General features: G+C 49.3%; 17 protein-coding genes and 1 tRNA gene. 2 read left to right on the forward strand and 16 right to left on the reverse strand.

Features of this window, described 5'->3' with window-relative positions; genetic code table 11:
- Position 1: 1 nt before the first annotated feature.
- Genes GXP22_03765 through GXP22_03775 form a run of 3 tightly spaced genes read right to left on the reverse strand, consistent with a single transcriptional unit; the run spans position 2 to position 1,579 of the window.
- Positions 2-736, reverse strand: coding sequence for an NADH-quinone oxidoreductase subunit C (locus GXP22_03765; GenBank protein ID NOX08597.1), 735 nt, complete (start codon positions 734-736; stop codon positions 2-4).
- A gap of 19 nt (positions 737-755) precedes the next feature.
- Entirely contained in the window at positions 756-1,232 is a 477-nt protein-coding gene (locus tag GXP22_03770) for an NADH-quinone oxidoreductase subunit B (GenBank protein ID NOX08598.1), read from the reverse strand.
- Positions 1,223-1,579 carry an NADH-quinone oxidoreductase subunit A gene (locus GXP22_03775; GenBank protein ID NOX08599.1) on the reverse strand — a complete coding sequence of 119 codons (357 nt, stop codon included), beginning with the start codon at positions 1,577-1,579 and terminating at the stop codon, positions 1,223-1,225. The genes GXP22_03770 and GXP22_03775 overlap by 10 nt, the downstream gene beginning before the upstream one ends.
- Before the next feature lie 191 nt (positions 1,580-1,770).
- Here GXP22_03775 and petA point away from each other — a divergent pair, with 191 nt between their 5' ends.
- Entirely contained in the window at positions 1,771-2,400 is a 630-nt protein-coding gene (gene petA / locus GXP22_03780; protein ID NOX08600.1) for a ubiquinol-cytochrome c reductase iron-sulfur subunit, read from the forward strand.
- A 49-nt stretch (positions 2,401-2,449) separates the two neighbouring features.
- Here petA and GXP22_03785 read toward each other — a convergent pair.
- The 7 genes from GXP22_03785 to rlmE form a co-directional block, all read right to left on the reverse strand.
- Positions 2,450-2,534, reverse strand: a tRNA-Leu gene (locus GXP22_03785).
- Positions 2,535-2,590: 56 nt separating this feature from the next.
- On the reverse strand, positions 2,591-2,971 hold the full coding sequence (gene secG / locus GXP22_03790) for a preprotein translocase subunit SecG (GenBank protein NOX08601.1): 381 nt from the start codon (positions 2,969-2,971) through the stop codon (positions 2,591-2,593).
- Between the two features lie 36 nt (positions 2,972-3,007).
- Positions 3,008-3,766, reverse strand: a complete 759-nt coding sequence (locus GXP22_03795) for a triose-phosphate isomerase (GenBank protein NOX08602.1) — start codon at positions 3,764-3,766, stop codon at positions 3,008-3,010.
- A 132-nt stretch (positions 3,767-3,898) separates the two neighbouring features.
- The gene (gene glmM, locus GXP22_03800) at positions 3,899-5,239 is read right to left on the reverse strand and encodes a phosphoglucosamine mutase (protein NOX08603.1); all 1,341 of its coding nucleotides are present in this window, start codon (positions 5,237-5,239) and stop codon (positions 3,899-3,901) included.
- A 56-nt stretch (positions 5,240-5,295) separates the two neighbouring features.
- Positions 5,296-6,120 (reverse strand): dihydropteroate synthase, encoded by an 825-nt coding sequence (gene folP, locus GXP22_03805; protein NOX08604.1) that lies wholly within the window; start codon positions 6,118-6,120, stop codon positions 5,296-5,298.
- Between the two features lie 158 nt (positions 6,121-6,278).
- Positions 6,279-8,207, reverse strand: coding sequence for an ATP-dependent zinc metalloprotease FtsH (gene ftsH, locus GXP22_03810; GenBank protein NOX08605.1), 1,929 nt, complete (start codon positions 8,205-8,207; stop codon positions 6,279-6,281).
- Positions 8,208-8,244: 37 nt separating this feature from the next.
- Positions 8,245-8,865, reverse strand: a complete 621-nt coding sequence (rlmE, locus tag GXP22_03815; GenBank protein NOX08606.1) for a 23S rRNA (uridine(2552)-2'-O)-methyltransferase RlmE — start codon at positions 8,863-8,865, stop codon at positions 8,245-8,247.
- 188 nt (positions 8,866-9,053) lie between these two features.
- On the opposite strand from rlmE, the gene yhbY reads away from it, so the two are divergent.
- Entirely contained in the window at positions 9,054-9,326 is a 273-nt protein-coding gene (yhbY, locus tag GXP22_03820) for a ribosome assembly RNA-binding protein YhbY (protein ID NOX08607.1), read from the forward strand.
- Between the two features lie 12 nt (positions 9,327-9,338).
- On the opposite strand, the gene greA is transcribed toward yhbY, so the two are convergent.
- The 6 genes from greA to GXP22_03850 all read right to left on the reverse strand — a co-directional run.
- Positions 9,339-9,818, reverse strand: a complete 480-nt coding sequence (gene greA / locus GXP22_03825) for a transcription elongation factor GreA (protein ID NOX08608.1) — start codon at positions 9,816-9,818, stop codon at positions 9,339-9,341.
- A gap of 13 nt (positions 9,819-9,831) precedes the next feature.
- Complete coding sequence (gene carB / locus GXP22_03830) at positions 9,832-13,041, reverse strand: carbamoyl-phosphate synthase large subunit (GenBank protein NOX08609.1); 3,210 nt, start codon at positions 13,039-13,041, stop codon at positions 9,832-9,834.
- A 15-nt stretch (positions 13,042-13,056) separates the two neighbouring features.
- A complete protein-coding gene (carA, locus tag GXP22_03835; GenBank protein ID NOX08610.1) occupies positions 13,057-14,196 on the reverse strand; it encodes a glutamine-hydrolyzing carbamoyl-phosphate synthase small subunit in 1,140 nt (379 codons plus the stop codon).
- A gap of 218 nt (positions 14,197-14,414) precedes the next feature.
- Positions 14,415-17,009, reverse strand: coding sequence for a VWA domain-containing protein (locus GXP22_03840; protein ID NOX08611.1), 2,595 nt, complete (start codon positions 17,007-17,009; stop codon positions 14,415-14,417).
- A gap of 77 nt (positions 17,010-17,086) precedes the next feature.
- Positions 17,087-17,872, reverse strand: coding sequence for a hypothetical protein (locus GXP22_03845; GenBank protein ID NOX08612.1), 786 nt, complete (start codon positions 17,870-17,872; stop codon positions 17,087-17,089).
- A 442-nt stretch (positions 17,873-18,314) separates the two neighbouring features.
- Positions 18,315-21,424, reverse strand: a 3,110-nt coding sequence (locus tag GXP22_03850; protein NOX08613.1) for a hypothetical protein, incomplete at its 5' end; no start/stop codon positions are given.

Genomic DNA, 21,424 nt, shown 5'->3' on the forward strand with positions numbered 1-21,424 from the left:
ATTACTCATCTCCTTGTTCTTTAGGAGGAAGCGGTTCCTGGGTGACTTCTTCAGGACGAATCACCCTCGGCACCAACACCCGTGGTTCAATACTGACTGGCTCATAGATGACCCGTTTTTGTTCTTCATCGTAACGCACCTCGACATTACCACTGAGCGGGAAATCCTTGCGGAAGGGATGACCAATAAAGCCATAATCGGTAAGAATACGACGCAGATCATCATGACCATTAAACAGGATACCAAACAGATCGAAGGCTTCACGCTCATACCAGTTGGCCGAGCTCCAGATTGAAGTCACCGAGTCCACTACGGGCACTTCATCCTCAGGGGCAAATACACGCAGACGCAGACGCAGATTATTCATCACCGATAACAGGTGATAAACCACCGCAAAGCGTCCTTCCCAGACCGGGTTATCCACTGATAATTCATCCGTCACCATAGTCATACGGGCATCCGTGCGGGCATCGACACCACGAGCAAAGCCCGTGCTACTCGCTGCTTCTGTCTCCCACTCAGCGATACCATAACCGGAGTAATCAACACCACAGAGATCGACCAGGGTATCGAAGAAGAATTCGGAGTCATCACGCAGTGCCGTGGCAACGGATAACAGATCGGCAGCAGCCACCTCAATGGTCACTTCACCCAAATCTGAACAAGTACAGACAAGCAATTGATCCTCAAATCGCTCTTGTAATTGTGCTACCAGTGTTTCCAGCTTCTCTGACATTATTTATTCTTTAATTTGATTATCGGGCAATCGTATTAGTACGACGAATTTTATCCTGCAACTGCATAATGCCATACAACAAGGCTTCTGCGGTTGGCGGACAACCGGGTATATAGATATCAACCGGGACAATACGATCACAACCACGTACCACGGCATAGGAATAATGATAATAACCACCGCCATTGGCACAGGAACCCATCGAGATCACCCAACGCGGCTCAGCCATCTGGTCATAGACCTTACGCAAAGCGGGTGCCATCTTGTTGACCAAGGTACCGGCAACAATCATCACATCCGATTGACGTGGACTGGGACGAAATACAATACCAAAACGATCCAGATCATAGCGCGAGGCACCTGCCTGCATCATCTCAACCGCACAACAAGCCAGACCAAAGGTCATCGGCCACATCGAACCGGTACGCGCCCAGTTAATCAGCTTATCGGCATTGGTAGTAATAAAACCTTCTTCGAGAATGCCTTCTATTCCCATTCTAGCGCACCCTTCTTCCATTCATAGATAAAGCCAATCACCAAGATGCCCAGAAAGATCGTCATAGCAATCAGACCCGGCCAGCCCAGATCACCCAGCACTATCGCCCAGGGGAATAAAAATGCAATTTCAAGATCGAAGATAATAAATAGAATCGCCACCAGATAGTAACGCACATCAAATTTCATACGTGCATCTTCAAACGCCTCAAAACCACACTCATAGGGTGATAATTTAGCATCATCCGGTCGTCTTGGCCCCAACATAAACCCCATAAAAATTGGCCCCACCCCAACGGCAATGCCAATCCCTACAAAAATCAAAATGGGTAAATAATTTTCCAGCATAATTGATATTACACGCGGCTAGCCGTGTCTTCCCCCAGTATTTTTATTACCCCATTTCACAGCTATCAGGGTACAGCTGACAATATACCGATGACGCCATGTTTTCGCAACAAAATTAAGACACCTTAGGAACCTATGACTAATCAGATGCTCTATACTATCAGGATACTGATTACCATCAGGAGACGATAATGATAGAAAAACCCGTCGATACGCGCCGCCGTCGATTTTTAACCGCTGCAGCCACTGTCATCGGTGTCAGTGGTCTGGCTGCTGTAGCCGTTCCATTCATCCGCAGTATGAATCCCAGTGCCGCAGTCAATGCAGCCGGCGCACCCGTTGATATTGATGTCAGCAAGCTGGATCCAGGCGCGATGATCACGGTATCCTGGCGTGGTCGTCCGGTATGGGTATTACGTCGTACACCTGAACAACTCAAGACCCTACAAGATGCCGAACTGCTGAAAAAGCTCAGGGACCCTGATTCCAGAGAACCCCAGCAATTCAGCGACGATGTCGCCAATTGGCATCGATCACTAGACCCGGAATATCTGGTTCTTGTCGGCATTTGCACCCATCTTGGCTGCGTACCCACTTATCGCCCGGACATTGCACCGACTGATCTCGGTCCTACATGGGCCGGTGGATTTCTCTGTGCCTGCCACGGCTCTCTTTATGATCTCTCCGGACGGGTGCAAAAGTTCATGCCCGCACCACTCAATCTGCCCGTACCACCTTATTATTTTATTAGTGATACACGCTTACTGGTCGGTGAATTAAAAGATAAATCCGAACAGAACTGGAATCCCCAGGTTTGGTGAGACCATTAAAAAGGGGACAAACCATAGGTTTGTCCCCGTAACTTTAATATGGTGCCGATGGCCGGAGTCGAACCGGCACGGCTTACGCCACTACCCCCTCAAGGTAGCGTGTCTACCAATTTCACCACATCGGCTAAAAAACGAGATCCCCGGAGGCATTTGTCATTCCCGCGCAGGCGGGAATCCATCGCTACGACGGTGGCAGATCACCCTGATTAACAACCGATTCAGGTGCGTCAGGCACACCCGGTACATCTGCTTGCTCTGTTGTCAGGTGGGCATTATCAGCAGGTTCAGTCGGTACAATTTGTTCAACCACACTACCAACCTTCGCGCCTCGATCCATCACTAGCGGTGTCGACAGCAGCAAACTGTTAATAAAGAACGCAGCAGCGATAAACCCCGTCAAACGCGTCAGAAATGATGCTGAACCCTCAGCACCAAATACGGTAGCCGATGCACCACTACCAAATGCCGCACCTGCGTCTGCACCCTTGCCATGTTGAACCAACACCAGACCAATCAAGGAAATGGCGAGGAACACCTGAATAATCAATAATATTGTTGCCATAAGAAACTCTACTCTATCAAGCTAAATCAAGATCCATTAGTCAGCATTAGCTGCACGACAAATGGTCAGAAAACTATCGGCCTTCAGCGATGCACCACCGATCAAGCCACCGTCAATATCCGCCATTGATAATAATTCAGCCGCGTTAGCCGCATTCATACTACCACCATAAAGGATACGCAAACCGGCAGCGACTTCGGCATCTAGTCCGGCAATCTTATTGCGGATAAAGGCATGAACATCCTGCGCCTGATCAGGTGTTGCTGTCTTGCCGGTACCAATCGCCCAAACAGGCTCATAGGCAACCACAGCATTTGCCAACGCTGCAATACCAGCCGTATTAATCACGGCATCCAATTGCTCACCAACCACTTTTTCGGTCACACCTGACTCACGCTGTTCCAGTGACTCACCCACACACAGGATCGGGATCAGACCCTGTTTCTGTGCTGCCATAAATTTACTAGCAGTAAAGGCATCATCTTCACTATAAATACTGCGCCGTTCAGAATGACCAATAATGGCATATTTACAACCGACATCCGTCAGCATAGAACCTGCAATCTCACCCGTATGCGCACCGGATTCCTGGTCATTCATATCCTGCGAGGCGACACTCACACCACAACCACCCAGTTGAGAAACAACCTGGGGAATATAAACAAAAGAGGGGGAAACCACCACTTCGGCGGTCTTTACATCGGACATACCCGCAGCAATACCCGACACCAATTCCTTGATACTTTCGGCATTACCATTCATCTTCCAGTTTCCGGCTACTAATGGCTGACGCATAATTCTTTCCTGACTACATTATAAAGCCGCCTAGCATAGCGGGAAAGACACCAAAAATCAATCAAGAAAAAATGGGGTCAGACCACGATTAAATTTCATTTAATCGTGGTCTGACCCCATTTTTTCCGTTTTTCAGCTACAAGCCGCCTTAACCACTGCCGCTAGCTTCTCAGCCTCTTGCTGTACCATTTCGGCATCATTACCCTCAACCATCACACGCACTACCGGTTCGGTGCCCGATGGACGCAATAACACCCTGCCATTCTCCTGCATACGTCCCTCAGCAGCTTTGACTGCCGCCTGCACTTCGGCTGAGGCATCCAAATCAACACGTTCCTTCAGCGCCACATTAATCAACACCTGGGGATACTTGGTCATACCCAAGGCCAGCGCATGTAATGACTTACGTCCTAGCACAATCTCTGCCAACACCTGTAATGCCGAGACAATACCATCACCCGTTGTGGTTCGATCCAGGCAGATAATATGTCCCGATGACTCACCACCCAATATGCAGTTATGCTGAATCAACATCTCCATAACATAACGATCACCGACTCCGGCTCGATGTAACGTTATGCCCTTCTTACTCAAAGCATGTTCCAGACCAAGATTACTCATCAAGGTACCCACCACAGCAGAATTATTCAAATGTGAAGAACGCTGGCGCGAACAGGCAATAATATAAAGAATTTGATCGCCATCCACGACCTCACCGGTATGATCCACCATAATCAGACGATCACCGTCTCCATCCAGGGCGATGCCCAAATCAGCGCGGGTCTCACGCACCTTGTCCTGCAACTGAGCAACATGCGTTGAACCACAGTCCTGATTAATATTCAGACCATCAGGTTTCACACCAATCGAGATTACCTCGGCACCCAATTCGTCAAACACATTCGGCGCCACATGATAGGTAGCTCCATGCGCACAATCGACGACAATCTTCATCCCGCGCAAACTCAGAGACATGGGCACGGTGCTCTTACAAAATTCAATATAACGACCGGCAGCATCTGTTACCCGTTCCACACGTCCCAGTTCAGCAGAGCCCATGGTCACCATGTCTTTATCCATCTCAGCTTCAATTGCCAGCTCGATTTCATCGGCCAGTTTAGTGCCCTGAGCCGAAAAAAATTTAACCCCGTTATCAAAATAAGGGTTGTGTGAGGCACTGATGACGATACCGGCACAGGCATGTAGCGTGCGTGTCAGGTAAGCAATCGCCGGGGTTGGCATAGGCCCCAGTAAACGCGCATCCATCCCCGCAGCAGTGATCCCAGCCTCTAATGCGGATTCAAACATATACCCCGAGATACGCGTATCCTTGCCGATCAGGATAAGATTTCCCTGCCCTTGTCCCATCACACGACCAACCGCCCACCCCAGCTTGAGCATAAAATCAGCCGTAATGGGATAGCCACCCACCTTGCCACGGATACCGTCGGTACCAAAATATTTTCTAGCCAATGAATTTCTCCTCGATCAATGGTGCGTGGTACGCACCCTACCGTAATGTGTCTACCCTAGCGGTAGGGTGCGCAATGCGCACCAAAAACTGCCGCACACATACGCAAAGCCTGTACTGTCTCCGCTACATCATGCACACGAATAATTTGCACTCCCTGCCAGGCGGCAATAACCGCCAATGCCACACTGGGTTGCAGGCGTTGATCTACTGGCAGATCCAGCACCTCGGCAATCATGGATTTACGCGACAGACCAACCAGTACAGGATAGCCCGCAGCCACCAAACAATCCAGTTGCCGTAATAATGCCAGATTATGCTCCAATGTCTTGCCAAAACCAAAACCGGGATCCAGGATGATATTTTTCCTGGCAATCCCTGCTTGCTCACAGGTCTTAGCGCGTGTCAGCAGGAAATCTTTAACCTCGGTAACAACATTGGTGTATTCAGGTTGTTGCTGCATACTCCCCGGCACACCCTGCATGTGCATTAAACAAACCGGCACACGTAGTTCTACAGCTGCATTCAGCGCCCCTTCTCCCTGTAAGGCACAGACATCATTAATCATACCCGCACCCGCAGTCACAGCCGCCTGCATCACCACAGCCTTACTGCTATCCACTGATATTGTTATCGAAAAACGTTGCTGAATGGCTTCAATTACCGGTATAACACGATCAAGTTCTTGTTGTAATGGAACAGGTGCCGCACCCGGACGGGTTGATTCGCCACCAATATCGATGATATCGACACCGGCATCGATCATAGAGGTCGCTTGTTGTAGGGCCAATTCCAGCACATTGAATTGTCCCCCGTCAGAGAATGAGTCGGGGGTTACGTTCAGAATACCCATGACACGGGGTGGGGAGATATTCAGTGACATGATAATAAGCCTTTGTCGAGTTATGCTTCGCTAACCCGAGCTACCGCTCTTGTTCCCATGCTCCAGCGTGGGAACACGTACCAGAACATCAGGTGAAACAAACCATGGGGTTCCCACGCTGGAGCATGGGAACCAGAAACAGCAAGCCAGGACAGGAATCAATGCTGTCCGGCGGTTCCACCAATCGAACTATCCGGCTTGTCTTTTTTATCCGTCTGTTTGGCACTAACCTCGGCATCACCCTTGCCTTTATCATCCGGCTCACTCCAGCCTGCTGGTGGACGCGGTGGTTTACCTGCCATAATATCGTCGATCTGAAGATGATCGATAGTCTCATACTTAAGCAACAACTCAGCCATCGTCTTCAATTTGTCCTCATTCTCTTTCAACAAGGTCTCGGCACGTTGATAATTACCATCAATGACATGACGAATTTCCTCATCAATCACATGTGCAGTCTCATCAGAGACATTCTTGTGCTGTGTCACTGAACGACCAAGAAACACCTCGCCTTCCTCTTCACCATAAACCAATGGACCCAGCTTATCGGACAGCCCCCAGCGGGTAACCATCTTACGCGCCAGTTCAGTTGCACGTTCAATATCATTCGACGCACCGGTCGTCACTGCATCAGCACCAAAGATTAACTCCTCAGCAATACGACCACCAAACAAACTACAGATCTGGCTATTCAGGCGTTGCTTGGAATAACTATGCCGATCCTCTTCCGGCAAAAACAGGGTCACACCCAGGGCACGACCACGCGGGATAATACTCACCTTATGCACGGGATCATGTTCAGGCACCAAACGACCGACAATCGCATGGCCCGCCTCGTGGTATGCCGTCAACTCCTTCTCAGCATCACTCATGACCATAGAACGACGCTCTGCACCCATCATAATTTTGTCTTTTGCGCGTTCGAAGTCATCCATCTCTACCAGACGCTTATTCGATCTAGCAGCAAATAATGCCGCCTCGTTCACCAGGTTTGCCAGATCAGCACCGGAGAAACCCGGTGTACCACGCGCAATAATCGCTGCATTCACATCATCATCAACCGGTACCTTACGCGTATGCACCTTAAGGATCTGCTCACGACCACGAATATCCGGCAGTGGCACCACCACCTGACGATCAAAACGTCCAGGACGCAACAGGGCAGGATCCAGCACATCCGGGCGATTGGTTGCCGCAATCACGATAACGCCTTCATTACCCTCAAACCCATCCATCTCAACCAATAACTGATTCAGTGTCTGCTCACGTTCATCATGTCCACCACCTAAACCGGCACCACGATGACGACCCACGGCATCAATCTCATCAATAAAGATGATACAAGGAGAATGCTTCTTCGCCTGCTCAAACATATCACGCACACGCGAGGCACCGACACCAACAAACATCTCAACAAAATCAGAACCGGATATAGTAAAGAAAGGCACCTTCGCCTCACCCGCAATCGCCCTGGCAAGCAGAGTTTTACCCGTACCCGGTGAGCCGACCAGCAACACACCGCGCGGAATCTTACCACCCAATTTCTGAAATTTGGATGGCTCACTCAAAAACTCAACCAGCTCAGACACTTCTTCCTTGGCTTCTTCAACACCCGCAACATCCGAGAAGTTAATCTTAACCTGATCCTCACCCAGCATACGCGCACGACTCTTACCAAAAGACATCGCGCCGCGACCACCGCCGCCACCCTGCATCTGACGCATAAAGAACAACCAGACACCAATCAACAGCAACATTGGGAACCAGGAGATAAAGATCTGCATCAACAGTGATTCTTGCTCCGGCGGCTGCGCATTAACATTAACGCCATTCGCCAACAAGTCATCAATCATGCGTGGATCATACGGGGTATAAGTCGTAAAGGCATCGCCTGTAATACGCTCGGCCTTAACCGTGCGACCATCAATGATTACCTTACTAACCCGACCTTCCTTCACCTCGGAAATAAAATCCGAATAACCCACCGATTCTACACGCGGTTTTGATGGGCCAAAATTATTAAATACTGACATCAGGACAACGGCAATCACCAGCCATAACACCATATTTTTTAACATATCATTCAAAATATCTTCCTCTTTACACCGGCATATCTCAAGACTACTACATCCTGAAACCCTGTGCCAATAAATACACTTCGCGTGAACGCGAACGCGAGGCCTGGGGCTTACGCGCACTCACTTTGTCATAATGCTGACGTATTTCCCTGAAAACCTCATCAAAACCCTCACCATGAAAGGCCTTGACCAACAAAGTACCACCCGATTTGAGGGTTTTTTCTGCCATATCAGCGGCTAACTCAACCAGATACATCGCCCTGGGCTGATCAACGGCCTCCATACCACTTATATTGGGGGCCATATCCGACATTACAAGGTCTATGCGCTGATTATCCAGTACCGACATCATTTTTTCCAGTGCCTCATCCTCTCGAAAATCACCTTCAATGAAGTGTACATCAGGTATCGGATCCATCGGCAAAATATCCAGGGCAAATACATTACCTGATTTACCCACCAATGGCGCCGCATATTGCGACCAGCCCCCTGGAGATGAGCCCAGATCAACCACATTCATCCCGGGACGAATGATACGACTCTTTTTCTGGATCTCTTCCAGTTTATAAACGGCACGCGAGCGATAGCCCTCCTGCTGTGATTTCTTCACATAAGGATCACTAAAATGTTCGCGCAACCAGCGCGAGCTACTTTTACTGCGTGCCATGTCATTGCCTTTCTTTGTTCTTTGTCGGGTTACGATTTAGATGGTGCGTGGTACGCACCCTACCGAATAAATACCCGATGGTAGGGTGCGCACCGCGCACCATTATTTATTTAAACAATCACCCACTATCACCTTGGTACGACACCATTTATTGAGTATAATTCACTCGGTCAACTAAGGAATACACAATGAAACCAAGTGAAATACAAAAACGTAAACTACGCGGCAAAGGCCATCAACTAAAACCTGTCGTCATGATTGGCAATGCAGGGCTCACCGATGCCATTTGCGAGGAGATTGATCGCTCATTAGATCATCACGAACTCATCAAGATCAAGGTCAGTGCCGGGGATCGCGATAGCCGCAGTCAGATGATTACAGAATTCTGTCAACGCACCCAGGCCACACTGATTCAGAGTATTGGTCATATTGCCCTGATCTATCGCGAAAAGGCCGAGTAAACCCTTGCCGGTCTATTCGTAACGAACCGCTACGACCTCATACTCATTCATCCCACCCGGGGTATTTACCGCAACGATATCCCCTTCACTATTACCGATCAGAGCACGGGCAATGGGTGAATTCACCGAGATCTGACCAGCCTGGATATCGGCCTCATCTTCACCGACAATCTGGTAGGTCACCTCATCACCGGTATCCTCATTCACCAGGTCCACGGTCACACCAAAAACCACCTTACCATTTTGATTCAATTCCGTTACATCAATAATGTGGGCGTTGGATAATTTACCCTCAAAATCAGCAATACGGCCTTCAATAAAACCCTGTTGCTCACGTGCGGCATGATATTCTGCATTCTCTTTCAAGTCACCGTGAGCACGTGCCTCGGCAATCGCCTCAATCACCTGAGGGCGTTCTACACTCTTAAGGTGCTGCAATTCTTCACGCAACGCATTGGCACCGCGCACTGTTAATGGAACCTTATTACTCATACTATATAACTCCTTAATACAGATCCTGCAGACAACTTACCTCGGCGGTATCGCGTGCTGCCAACGCCATGCAGGTCGCCTGACCATGGGCCAGGGTCGTGCTGTAGGCAATTTTGTGTTGTAAGGCTGAGCCACGAATCTCATAGGAATCCGCAATCGCCTGTTTACCTTCTGTTGTATTGATAATCAAATCAATCTGTTCATTCTTGATCATGTCGACAATATGCGGGCGGCCTTCAGTCACTTTATTCACCACTGCACAAGGAATGCCTGCGGCATCAATTGCCCTGGCAGTACCACGAGTAGCAATGATCTCATACCCCTGATCCACCAGATCACTGGCAATAGTAACGGCACCGGCACGATCCACCTCGCGCACACTAATAAAGACCTTACCCACCTCAGGCAGATCAACACCGGCACCCAGTTGCGCTTTGCCAAAGGCGGTGCCAAAGTCACGCCCGATACCCATCACCTCACCGGTCGATTTCATCTCTGGTCCCAGCAATGGATCAACACCTCTAAACTTCACAAACGGAAATACCGATTCCTTAACCGAGTAATATTCCGGGATGGTCTCTTCAGTCTCACCCTGTTCAGCCAGGGTCTTACCGGTCATGCAACGTACTGCAATCTTAGCCAACTGACGACCCGTTGCCTTGGATACAAAGGGTACCGTCCTGGAGGCACGTGGATTGACCTCCAGCACATAAATATCATCGCCCTTGATAGCAAACTGGGTATTCATCAGACCAATAACCCCCAATTCCAATGCCATGCGTGTCGCCTGTTCACGAATACGATCCTGAATGGCCTGACTCAGACTAAAGGGTGGCAATGAACAGGCAGAATCACCGGAGTGTACACCCGCCTGCTCAATATGCTCCATAATGCCGCCACACAGCACCTGTTCACCATCACAGATGACATCAATATCCACCTCAATAGCATCGTTCAGGAAGCGATCCAGTAATACTGGAGAATCATTGGATACCGATACTGCTTCACGCATATAACGCTGCAGATCTTCATCACTATAGACGATCTCCATAGCGCGACCGCCTAATACATAAGACGGGCGCACCACCAGGGGATAACCTACCTCGGCAGCCAACGCCAAAGCCTCATCCTCTTTACGCACGGTACGATTCGGTGGCTGTAGCAGCCCTAAATATTCAATCATTTGTTGAAAACGTTCTCTATCCTCAGCCAGATCAATAGAATCCGGTGAGGTACCGATAATCGGCACACCCGCTGCTTCCAGTGCGCGCGCCAGTTTTAATGGGGTCTGACCCCCATATTGCACGATGACACCGTGAGGGTTTTCTTTGCGCATAATCTCCAGCACATCCTCCAGCGTCAGTGACTCGAAATATAGCCGATCCGAGGTATCGTAATCCGTTGATACGGTCTCTGGATTACAATTTATCATAATGGTTTCGTAACCATCTTCACGACAAGCAAAGGCGGCATGCACACAGCAATAATCAAACTCGATACCCTGACCAATCCGATTCGGGCCACCACCCAGAACAACAATTTTCTTGTTATCCGTCGGCTCGGACTCACATTCTTCCTCGTAGGTCGAATACAAATAAGCAGTTGAGGTGGCAAACTCGGCAGCACAGGTATCCACGCGCTTATAGACCGGATGCACATTCAACTCATAACGCAGAGCACGCACCTCATCCTCGGATACACCCGTCAAAGTTGCCAAACGTCGATCAGAGAAACCCTTTTGCTTGATGGCAAACAGACTGTTGGCATCCAGTTCCAGCAGACCACCAATGCGGATATCCGCCTCTATCTCAACCAACTCCTGGATCTGATTCAAAAACCAGGGATCCACCGAGCTCATATCAAACACACTCTCCAGACTATGACCGGCACGGAAAGCATCCGCCAGATACCAGAGGCGATCCGGGCCAGGGAAACGCAACTGCTGACGCAAAATAGCATCCACATCCTCGGCATTCTCCAAATCCAGCATCTCATTGAGACCATCCATCCCGGTCTCCAGACCACGCAACGCCTTTTGCAAAGATTCCTGGAAGCTACGACCAATCGCCATCACCTCACCCACCGACTTCATTTGAGTACCCAGCAAGGCCTCCGCCTGGGGGAATTTCTCAAAGGTGAAACGCGGGATTTTGGTCACCACATAATCAATCGAAGGTTCAAACGATGCCGGTGTCGCACCGCCGGTAATATCATTACTCAACTCATCCAGGGTGTAGCCCACGGCCAGTTTAGCCGCCACCTTGGCAATCGGGAAACCGGTTGCCTTGGATGCCAATGCCGAAGAACGCGAGACCCGTGGATTCATCTCAATGACAATCATCTCGCCATTTTCCGGATTGATGGCAAACTGTACGTTAGAACCGCCGGTCTCTACCCCGATCTTGCGCAACACCGCCAGTGAGGCATTACGCATGATCTGATATTCCTTATCGGTCAGAGTCTGTGCCGGGGCAACGGTAATCGAATCACCGGTGTGCACACCCATAGGATCAAGGTTCTCAATCGAACAGATAATGATGCAATTATCATTACGATCACGCACCACCTCCATCTCGTACTCCTTCCAGCCCAGTACCGAGACCTCTAACAGGATCTCATTGGTGGGCGACAGGTCGATACCCCGCTCACAGATCTCGTTAAATTCTTCCTTGTTATAGGCAATACCGCCACCACTACCCCCCATAGTAAAAGAGGGGCGAATAATTACCGGATAACCCAATGAACCGCGCACCTGATTGGCTTCTTCCATAGAGTGTGCAATAAAGGCCTTGGGTGTGCTCAGACCAATCTCGGCCATTGCCTTACGGAAACGATCCCGATCCTCCGCCATATCAATGGCATCCTGACTGGCACCGATCATCTCGATATTATATTTATCCAACACACCCTCACGCACCAGATCCAGCGCACAGTTCAGCGCGGTCTGCCCACCCATAGTCGGCAACAAGGCATCCGGGCGTTCCTTCTCAATAATCAGCTCTAGCGTCTGCCAGGTGATCGGCTCGATATAAACAGCATCTGCCATCTCGGGATCGGTCATGATAGTGGCAGGGTTCGAGTTCACCAGAACCACGCGATAACCTTCCTCACGTAGCGCCTTACACGCCTGGGCACCGGAATAATCAAACTCACAGGCCTGCCCGATAACAATCGGCCCGGCACCAATAATAAGGATAGATTTTAGGTCAGTTCTCTTTGGCATATTGAATAAGCGCTATCAGGTAGTGGATTTAGCTGTCATCAGCTCAATAAAATGGTCAAACAAGGGCGCAACATCATGCGGTCCAGGACTTGCCTCAGGGTGCCCCTGAAAACCAAATGCCGGACTCTCGGTATGATGCACACCTTGTATGGATTGATCAAACAAGGAACGATGGGTCGCCTGCAAGGTCGTTGGCATAGCCTCTTCATCCACTGCAAAGCCATGATTCTGACTGGTGATCATCACCACCTTACTGGCAAGATCCTGTACCGGATGATTGGCACCATGATGACCAAACTTCATCTTCATGGTTTTGGCACCACTGGCGAGGGATAATAACTGATGCCCCAGGCAGATCCCGAACATCGGCATCTTGCTATCGAGCAAGGTCTTGATCGCCTCAATGGCATAGGTGCAAGGCTCGGGATCACCCGGGCCATTCGACAGGAACACACCGTCCGGATTCAAAGCCAGCACCTCAGCAACCGGGGTTTTAGCTGGCACCACCGTTACCCGACAACCCTTGTCCACCAACATACGCAGGATATTACGCTTCACACCAAAATCATAAGCCACCACATAATGCGGCAGATCAGCCACATCACGGTTTTCGATACCCGACTCCAGCGACCAACTGCCCTCAACCCACTGATAACTATCGGCGGTCGTTACTTCTTGTGCTAAATCCATGCCCTTGATACCCGCAAACGCCTGCGCCGTAGTGAGTGCCTGATCCTCATCAAGTTCATCACCCGCCAGGATACAACCACCTAAGGCACCTTTCTCACGCAGGATACGGGTTAGCCTGCGAGTATCAATACCGGCAATTCCGACCACATTATTACGCTTAAGATAGCCTTCCAGCGATTCTTGATTACGCCAGCAACTAGCAAGCCGGGGCACGTCACGCACAATCAGACCAGTACAATGAATAGCACTGGATTCTTCATCCTCTGCATTAGTGCCGGTATTACCGATATGAGGATAGGTCAGGGTCACCATCTGGCGTGCATAGGACGGATCGGTCAGGATCTCCTGATAACCCGTCATCGCCGTATTAAAAACCACCTCACCGGTTGAAGATCCATCAATACCAATAGCCTCGCCGTAAAACAGACTACCATCTTCTAACGCTAACAGAGCTGGTTTCCTCAAGGGAACCTCCACATTCAGACACACAAAACGGGAAAGACCTGTAAGTCATTCCCGTCAAAAACAAAATATTGCAGAACTGCGACTTAAACAAGCCAGGATGCAGTTTCTAATCTGAGGAAGAATTTTACTGCAATTCAGATAAAGAGTCTATGACGAAAAGGGGTCGGTGTGATTTTTTTATTTAAAATGACACCAACCCTCTCCCGGAGATACTCTGATCAAGCATCTGTACTATTGGATCTCCTCCGTAACATGAAGCCAAAGGCCGCAACCAGAATCAATAACAACAGGGTTGGATCAACACTACCATCAGCATTTGTACTCACACTACAGCCAAAGATCCCGAACCCGCCACCACCAGAGCTTCCCACAGCATTCGAACTGACACCAAATGAATTCGAATACACACTACTTCCACCTACCGTCAAACCATAACTACCGGTACCCGGACTGGCATGAGCCACCTTCACATAGTAGGTATCTGTCGCTGGAGCCGTCCATTCAACATAAGAGACATCACCACCATCATAATGCGAACTGGAAGCCAGCTCAGTAGTGGCATCGGTATCGTATAAGGTAAGTAACGTAGCCATATCATTCAGATCCCAGGTAAGCAGACCACTGGTTTGAATATAGTAAGTTGCACCCTGTGTTGCGTTAAACTTATACCAGACCACACCCTCATCGACAGTAATAGCACCCCACATTGTAGTATTATCGACAGAAAGCAATGTTGCGTTAGCAGAGTTAGTTGGCTGCTCAACAACATCAGCAACGGTCAAATCATCCACTGCAGCACGTGAGAAACTGGTCAACGCTACAGCTGCCGCATCATCCCCTGCCTCCAGAGTACCCGCGGAATCAAATGTTGCTACACCATCCGGATTTGAGGCAATGACATTGAACATATATTCACCATTAACCGAATAACCCGCAAACACTCCACTATAAACGCCATCATCAGCCAACTGATCCGGCGCCACGCCATCATCGCGCAAGGCCATATCCGCAACAGCATCCGCACCAACCGGCACCTCAATGGAAGCAATTACAGTAGCACCAATGACTGCCTCAGGGCCGGTTACTGTGGCCATAATACCAATAGGTTCAGGAAAATTACCGCCCGTAAGCAACAACGCCACATTCAACAGACTCTGAGTGGTAACCTCATACGTCACATTACCATCTGCATCTGCGGTTACCTGCGCCGTCCAGTCACCATTTGCCGGAGCATCGATGGTATAGATCGCATAATTGCTATCATTGGAGTAAGTCACTCCATCGGGCAGATTAGAAGGTGTGATAATGACGCCATTAGGATCGGTTAACTGAAAAGCGACCGTACCGGCAACCCAGGCCACACGAAACAAGGTTGATCCATCCGAAGAACCTATATTAGTAACCCAGGTATTGCTATTACCGGTAAGCAAATCGGCTTCTGATGAAGCTGCCAGCGTCTCATTACTACCCGCACCCGTAGCACGACGTACCTCGGCATAGACATTGGCCAACTCTTCATTCGTTGGTGAATTCACGTAGAGACCATTAGTTGCATTTGCCATTGACTGCAACACAGTTGCATCAGCACCATCACCCAAAGCAATGGTATAGATCGGTACACTATTGGTTTGATACCAACTCGTATCTGGTGCATCGGCTTCCCCATCAGACATCATCACTAGATAGCGGTTATCGGACGAGGTTGTTGCCGCAAGAACGGTCTGCGCGGTCGCCAGCGCGCTGGTGAAATCCGTACCACCACCTGCCGACAGGCCATCAATCGCTGCCTTGGCTGCTGTCCGGTTGCTTTCATCGACTAATTCAGTCAGCGCAAAGTCGACACGAGCAGAACTATCAAAACCGACCACTGCGACCTTTTCACCCAGACTCATCAAATCAATAAATTGCTTAGCGGCACCGATTGCCGCTGTCATTCGGCTACCACCCATGCTGCCTGAATCATCAATCACCAACACAGCAATGGAACCACCTTCCATATAGATAATTTCAAAATCAGAATCCCATCCCGTCGTTGGTGCTGTCAATGCTGTAGCCGCAGGTGCAGTCACCCCGCTAAATTCAGCATAACGCACACGACCATTACTAGTACGATAGGCACTGGGTCGAGTATCATTCGTTGGATTACGCACTAGCGTCTCCCAGGCTGACGAACCATAATAGCGCCACTGTGCCGTCTTTTGCTCCGGTGCGGTATCGTAGTCTGTAATAGTACTAAATACCTGATAAGTACCCTGACTATTCATAATCGTTGGGCGAGCATTATCTCCTGATAATGGCGTAGTCGGCCACGAAGAACTGCTTCGACCACCACTGTATTCGTCATACAAGGCATGAGCATAATGCGCAAATTCATGAGCAATGGTGTGACCGATATAGGTATTTGAACGCACAGTACCGGATGAGAAGGAAGTATAAGTCAGGATGCGCGCACCATTTTTAAAGAGACCCGCAGGGTTCGCGTTAGAACGTCCACCACTGTCAAGCATACGAATATCCGAACTATTCATTTGTGCGCTATCAACAAACACAAATAACTTACGGATCTTTTGTTTACCCTCTGTCATCATGAAGGTATCTTTGGCAAACTGCTCAAATGCCGTTTTCAGGCGACCGTCCTTATCGGCCTGATCCGGCGTCCAGTCAAGGGTCACTGTTAAATCAAAAAAGCCAACCCCGCTAGTCGTATCATGTTTGGTTAACGGGCTGGATGCCGCATAAAGCGTCGCACTCCACCCCAGCAAGAAATAAAACATCATCATGGAAAACAGCGCGTACATTTTTCTTAATTGCATAGCATACTACTCCTCTGTTATATATTTATAATATTCCGCTTTCTATACACCCTAACTAATACTAACTAATAGCCATCTCAATGCAATAAGTCAATACGAAACACATGACCTGAATCATGTTCAATATAAACAAACTCACCACTATGGTCAGAGTGAAAGAATTCTGCAATGCGTATAAACTGAGACGGATCAAGTGGAAACAGCCATAACGGCAGCGTTAATGTTTGCTGCAAGACTAGCGGTAAATCCTGGCTGCCAAGACAATGAACAGCCCCAGCATCACGCACCTCCCGACTTTGACCGACACCCAGAGGCATCGCTCGTAAATAATATTTTTCAGGTGTTAGAGATTCAGCCTTTTCAGCCAGAGCCTGCAGGTGCTTTGCCAACGCTGTCAACTCAGAAGGAGCCAGATTACTATTCTGCTCAACATCAATAATCTTCACTTCATTAGCCGTAATAAAAAAGAAGCCGAACAAAGCTGGATCACCTTCAACCAGCAAACCATCATCCATAGGTTCTGTCACATAGCTATCAGCAAAGCTTCGATAATGGCCCTCGTTCCAGATTAAAAAATCATTGGGGGAATATTGAAATCCTGCAATCTTTACCGGCCGATCATCCTGAAATTTGACCACTTGCCCTCGACCATCAGCTGCCAACACAATCTGGCGCAGCTGTCGCTGAACCCCTGGCTCCCACTCAGATTGTTGCTGAATGGCAATCAGCAATTCATGTCCCTCATTTTTATCGGGCATGGCATAGCCAGCACTAGACGCAACAAATAAAAAAACAGTCATAAACAGATAACAGAACGCCCTTTCACAGGCGAGAAAAACTCTATTACAGGAAGAAATGGTCATTTTTCAATCATCCCTCAATTGATTGCGCGATCTCACTCCATCATCAGCTCGCATCAACTTTATTCTGATTATCAGGGTAGTACAATCTGACAGAAACCTCAACTAGCTAACAATGACCAGAGCCAGTTTCTACCTCATCCAATGTTGCATCATGTTAGGCGAGATATGATTTGGCAGCTTGAGTAATCTCATGAAATTCCCGAATAATTTTTTTATCAGCTGTAATAAGAGGAACATCAAGGTACTGTGCTAAGGCAACAAATTTACAATCATATGCCGAGCATTGGCAGCAGTTTTTAGTTGTGTATAGAGAAAGCCCCAAATAAAACCAATATGGTGTTACTACGATGTATAATTTAACTGGTTTCAAGAAAGATCGCCTAACAAGGCAAATGTTGTGCAGTACGCACCCTACGTAGGGTGCCGTACCACGCACCAACACTTACCTCTGAGTGGCACTCACCCTGCGACGACGCAGCATCAACAACCCCATCCAGGTAACAAATGCCATTACCAGCCACCAATCAGCGGCATCGGTCATTGCTACAGGCTGATTACTGACACTACAACCAAACAGACCGCTACCACCTGAACCACTGCCCGAGCTGGCAACTGCGGCACCACCACCAAACACGGTCAGGTGATCAACACGGAAGGTCACCCGTCCATTGACATAATCCACTGCAATAATATCGGTCAATGGCACTGCGGTGACTCGACCGGCCTGGTAATCGGCTAGACTATCCGCCTGGTAGATCCGGTAAACACCACTCTCGATATCACCCGGTGCAATAACACTGGTATCAAACGGAATAGTAATCACAATCTCCTGCAGGGCAGCATTACGTTCGGTGTCACCCAACAGACTACCGCCACTAACAATATTGAGATTAACCTCAACCACCTGACCACCGGTTGCCGAGGCATCACCGTTAGCACCTACATTAAGTAGATTGACCTCGATGGTTGCCGAATCAACACCACCGGTAATGGCACTGGTATCCAGACCATTCGCTGGCATGATCACAATGACTAAGTTCATCAGGGCATCGGGGTCGGTGCCATTAAAGCTGGCATCAAAACCGGCCGCTGAATTAATCTGCTGACTACCCGAAGGACCGTCACCATCGGTTGCCGCCCGCTCGGTTACTGAATAGTGATAGGCAAACACGACATCACCGCTCGCATCATCAATCAATAACAGATCCAGGTCCTGATCATCCACAAAGGTAGCCACCAGCGAATCACCCGTCTCTTCTAATGCCGGCGTTACTGCTGCACCACTACTATCTGTAGCGGTGACTGCATAGGTACTGATGTCGGTTTCATTCGCGGTCTCGGTAAAGGTAAAGATCAGAGATCCTGATGTTACCACCACGGTATAGGCATTGGCTCGACTCAACGCCAGATCCACCTCGGTTGCATCGCTACCACTCAAGTCAAAACCAGTATCCTCATTGCTATTCACCGCCGCCAGATAACTCCGGGCAATAGCTACCACACGGGTATAAGCCAGCGAGGAATCAAGACCAATGGTATAGGCGCCATTACCGACCTCAGCCGATGGGCCAATACGTTGCTCAACGCCTGCAGCATCGGTGTAGAAGGCATAGATCTCAGCCTGATCGACATCACCCAGGCCACTTACCACACCCGAGATCGAGGCATCTGCACCGGTCAGGAGGAAGGTCGCGGTATTATCCGCACCAATGAAGCCCGCACCATCCATCTCTGCAGTGATATAACCCTGTCCTGCAACCTGGAAGAAATGATCCGCAGCACCTGTTGGTGGTTCAGGCATCACGATAGAGAACTGACCCGTGGCATTGACCGGTGCCGAATCATCCAGATCACGCGCATAGACCATCAACGCTGGATTGCCTTCGGTGCCATCAACTGCATTACCCGCAGCATTAACAATCACGCCACTATAGATCACTGTTGGCACCACACGCAGACCCGCTTGGGTGACAGCGGCAAGTGAACCATTCGTAGTATTGGTTGCCCGTACACTGAAGCCCGTCAACAACGTCACATCGGAGGGTGTGATCATGCCCCATACAGGATTACCCATTGCAGTATTATTAGCCGCTGTGGCACCTGCTACCACGGCAATTGCCCCGGCAGTATCCTCAGCACTCGCTGCATCAAACACGGTAAAGGTATAGGCATCACCGGTGGCACCACCCTCTACGATAATACGTTGCGTGGTATCTGTCTCCAGGATATTGCCGCTACCGGATACCGATATCGTTAATGGTACCGAGATCGTCATCGTGGTCTCAAAGCCACTATCGGTATCGGTAAAGGTCACCGTATATTCACCGGCAAAGGCGCCTGTGGTCGGTGCATTAAAGGTACCGGTACCATCCAGATTCTCAGTCACACAGGCCGCACAGCTACCTCCCGGGCCGGTTACCTGAACATCATTATTGGCACCGCCACCGGATGGGGTAAAGGTCAGACTACTACCACTGCTCACTGTTTGTGTACCCGTAATCGGGTTACCATCACTATCATTCAGCAACAATGGTGTATTAACGATCACCGCTACCGTTGTGGTGATATTGCTATAGGTTCCATCCGTCACTGTAATCGTCGCCGTACCCGCCGAGACCGCCGTAATCACACCCGTATTACTCACCGCAGCAACCGCCGTATTGCCGGAACCATAGGTATAAGCCCCCTTGGCACCACTGGCAACAATCGTTGATGTGGTATTGGTATCGGTATCCAGATAGACCGTCACACGCGCGACCGTCAGCGGATCAACCACTTCAATCTGTGCGGTCGTTGTATTATTAACAGCGGTATCACCATCATAGGCACGCTGATCATCGACCGTTGACGTTATAGTACCTGCAGCAACACCGGTCACCAGACCGGTCCCACTGACCGTAGCCACCAATGTGGAGGTGCTGGTATAACGATAACCACTGACATCACCACCGGTTGCATTAATCTGCAAGGTAGAACCCACCTCAATACCACGTTGAGTCGTGATATCCGTTGCCATCTGTGCATAGACACCAATCACCACACTGTCACTGATCGGATTACCGTTCAAGGTATCATTCACTACCAGGGTCTCAAAACCGGTCAATCCGGTATTGGCAGTAAAGAGCCTGGAATCAGCCGCTGTACCGGACAGGACACCAAATGGCCCACCACTCGCACCCAGTGCCCAACTCGGGCTCACAGCACCTTCCAGGGTAATGGTATGGGTATCACCACCGACCAGGGAGATCGTATCGTCGTCAAGACTAAAGAAAGGTACTAATGGATCGGTACCATTCGCAATCTCATCAATATCACTGGTACCATCATTATCATCATCCAGGTCACAGACATCACCACCATCATTCACACCATCGGTATTCGTCTGATTCGTATTGGCGTCAACAGGGCAGTTATCGATATTATCATTGACACCATCCGAATCGGTATCAACTAATAGTGGATTAGTACCAGCGGCGGCCTCTTCCACATCCGTCAGACCATCGTTATCATCATCCAGATCACAGACATCACCACCATCATTCAAACCATCGG

The organism is Gammaproteobacteria bacterium (assembly GCA_013151035.1).
Taxonomy (GTDB): domain Bacteria; phylum Pseudomonadota; class Gammaproteobacteria; order JAADJB01; family JAADJB01; genus JAADJB01.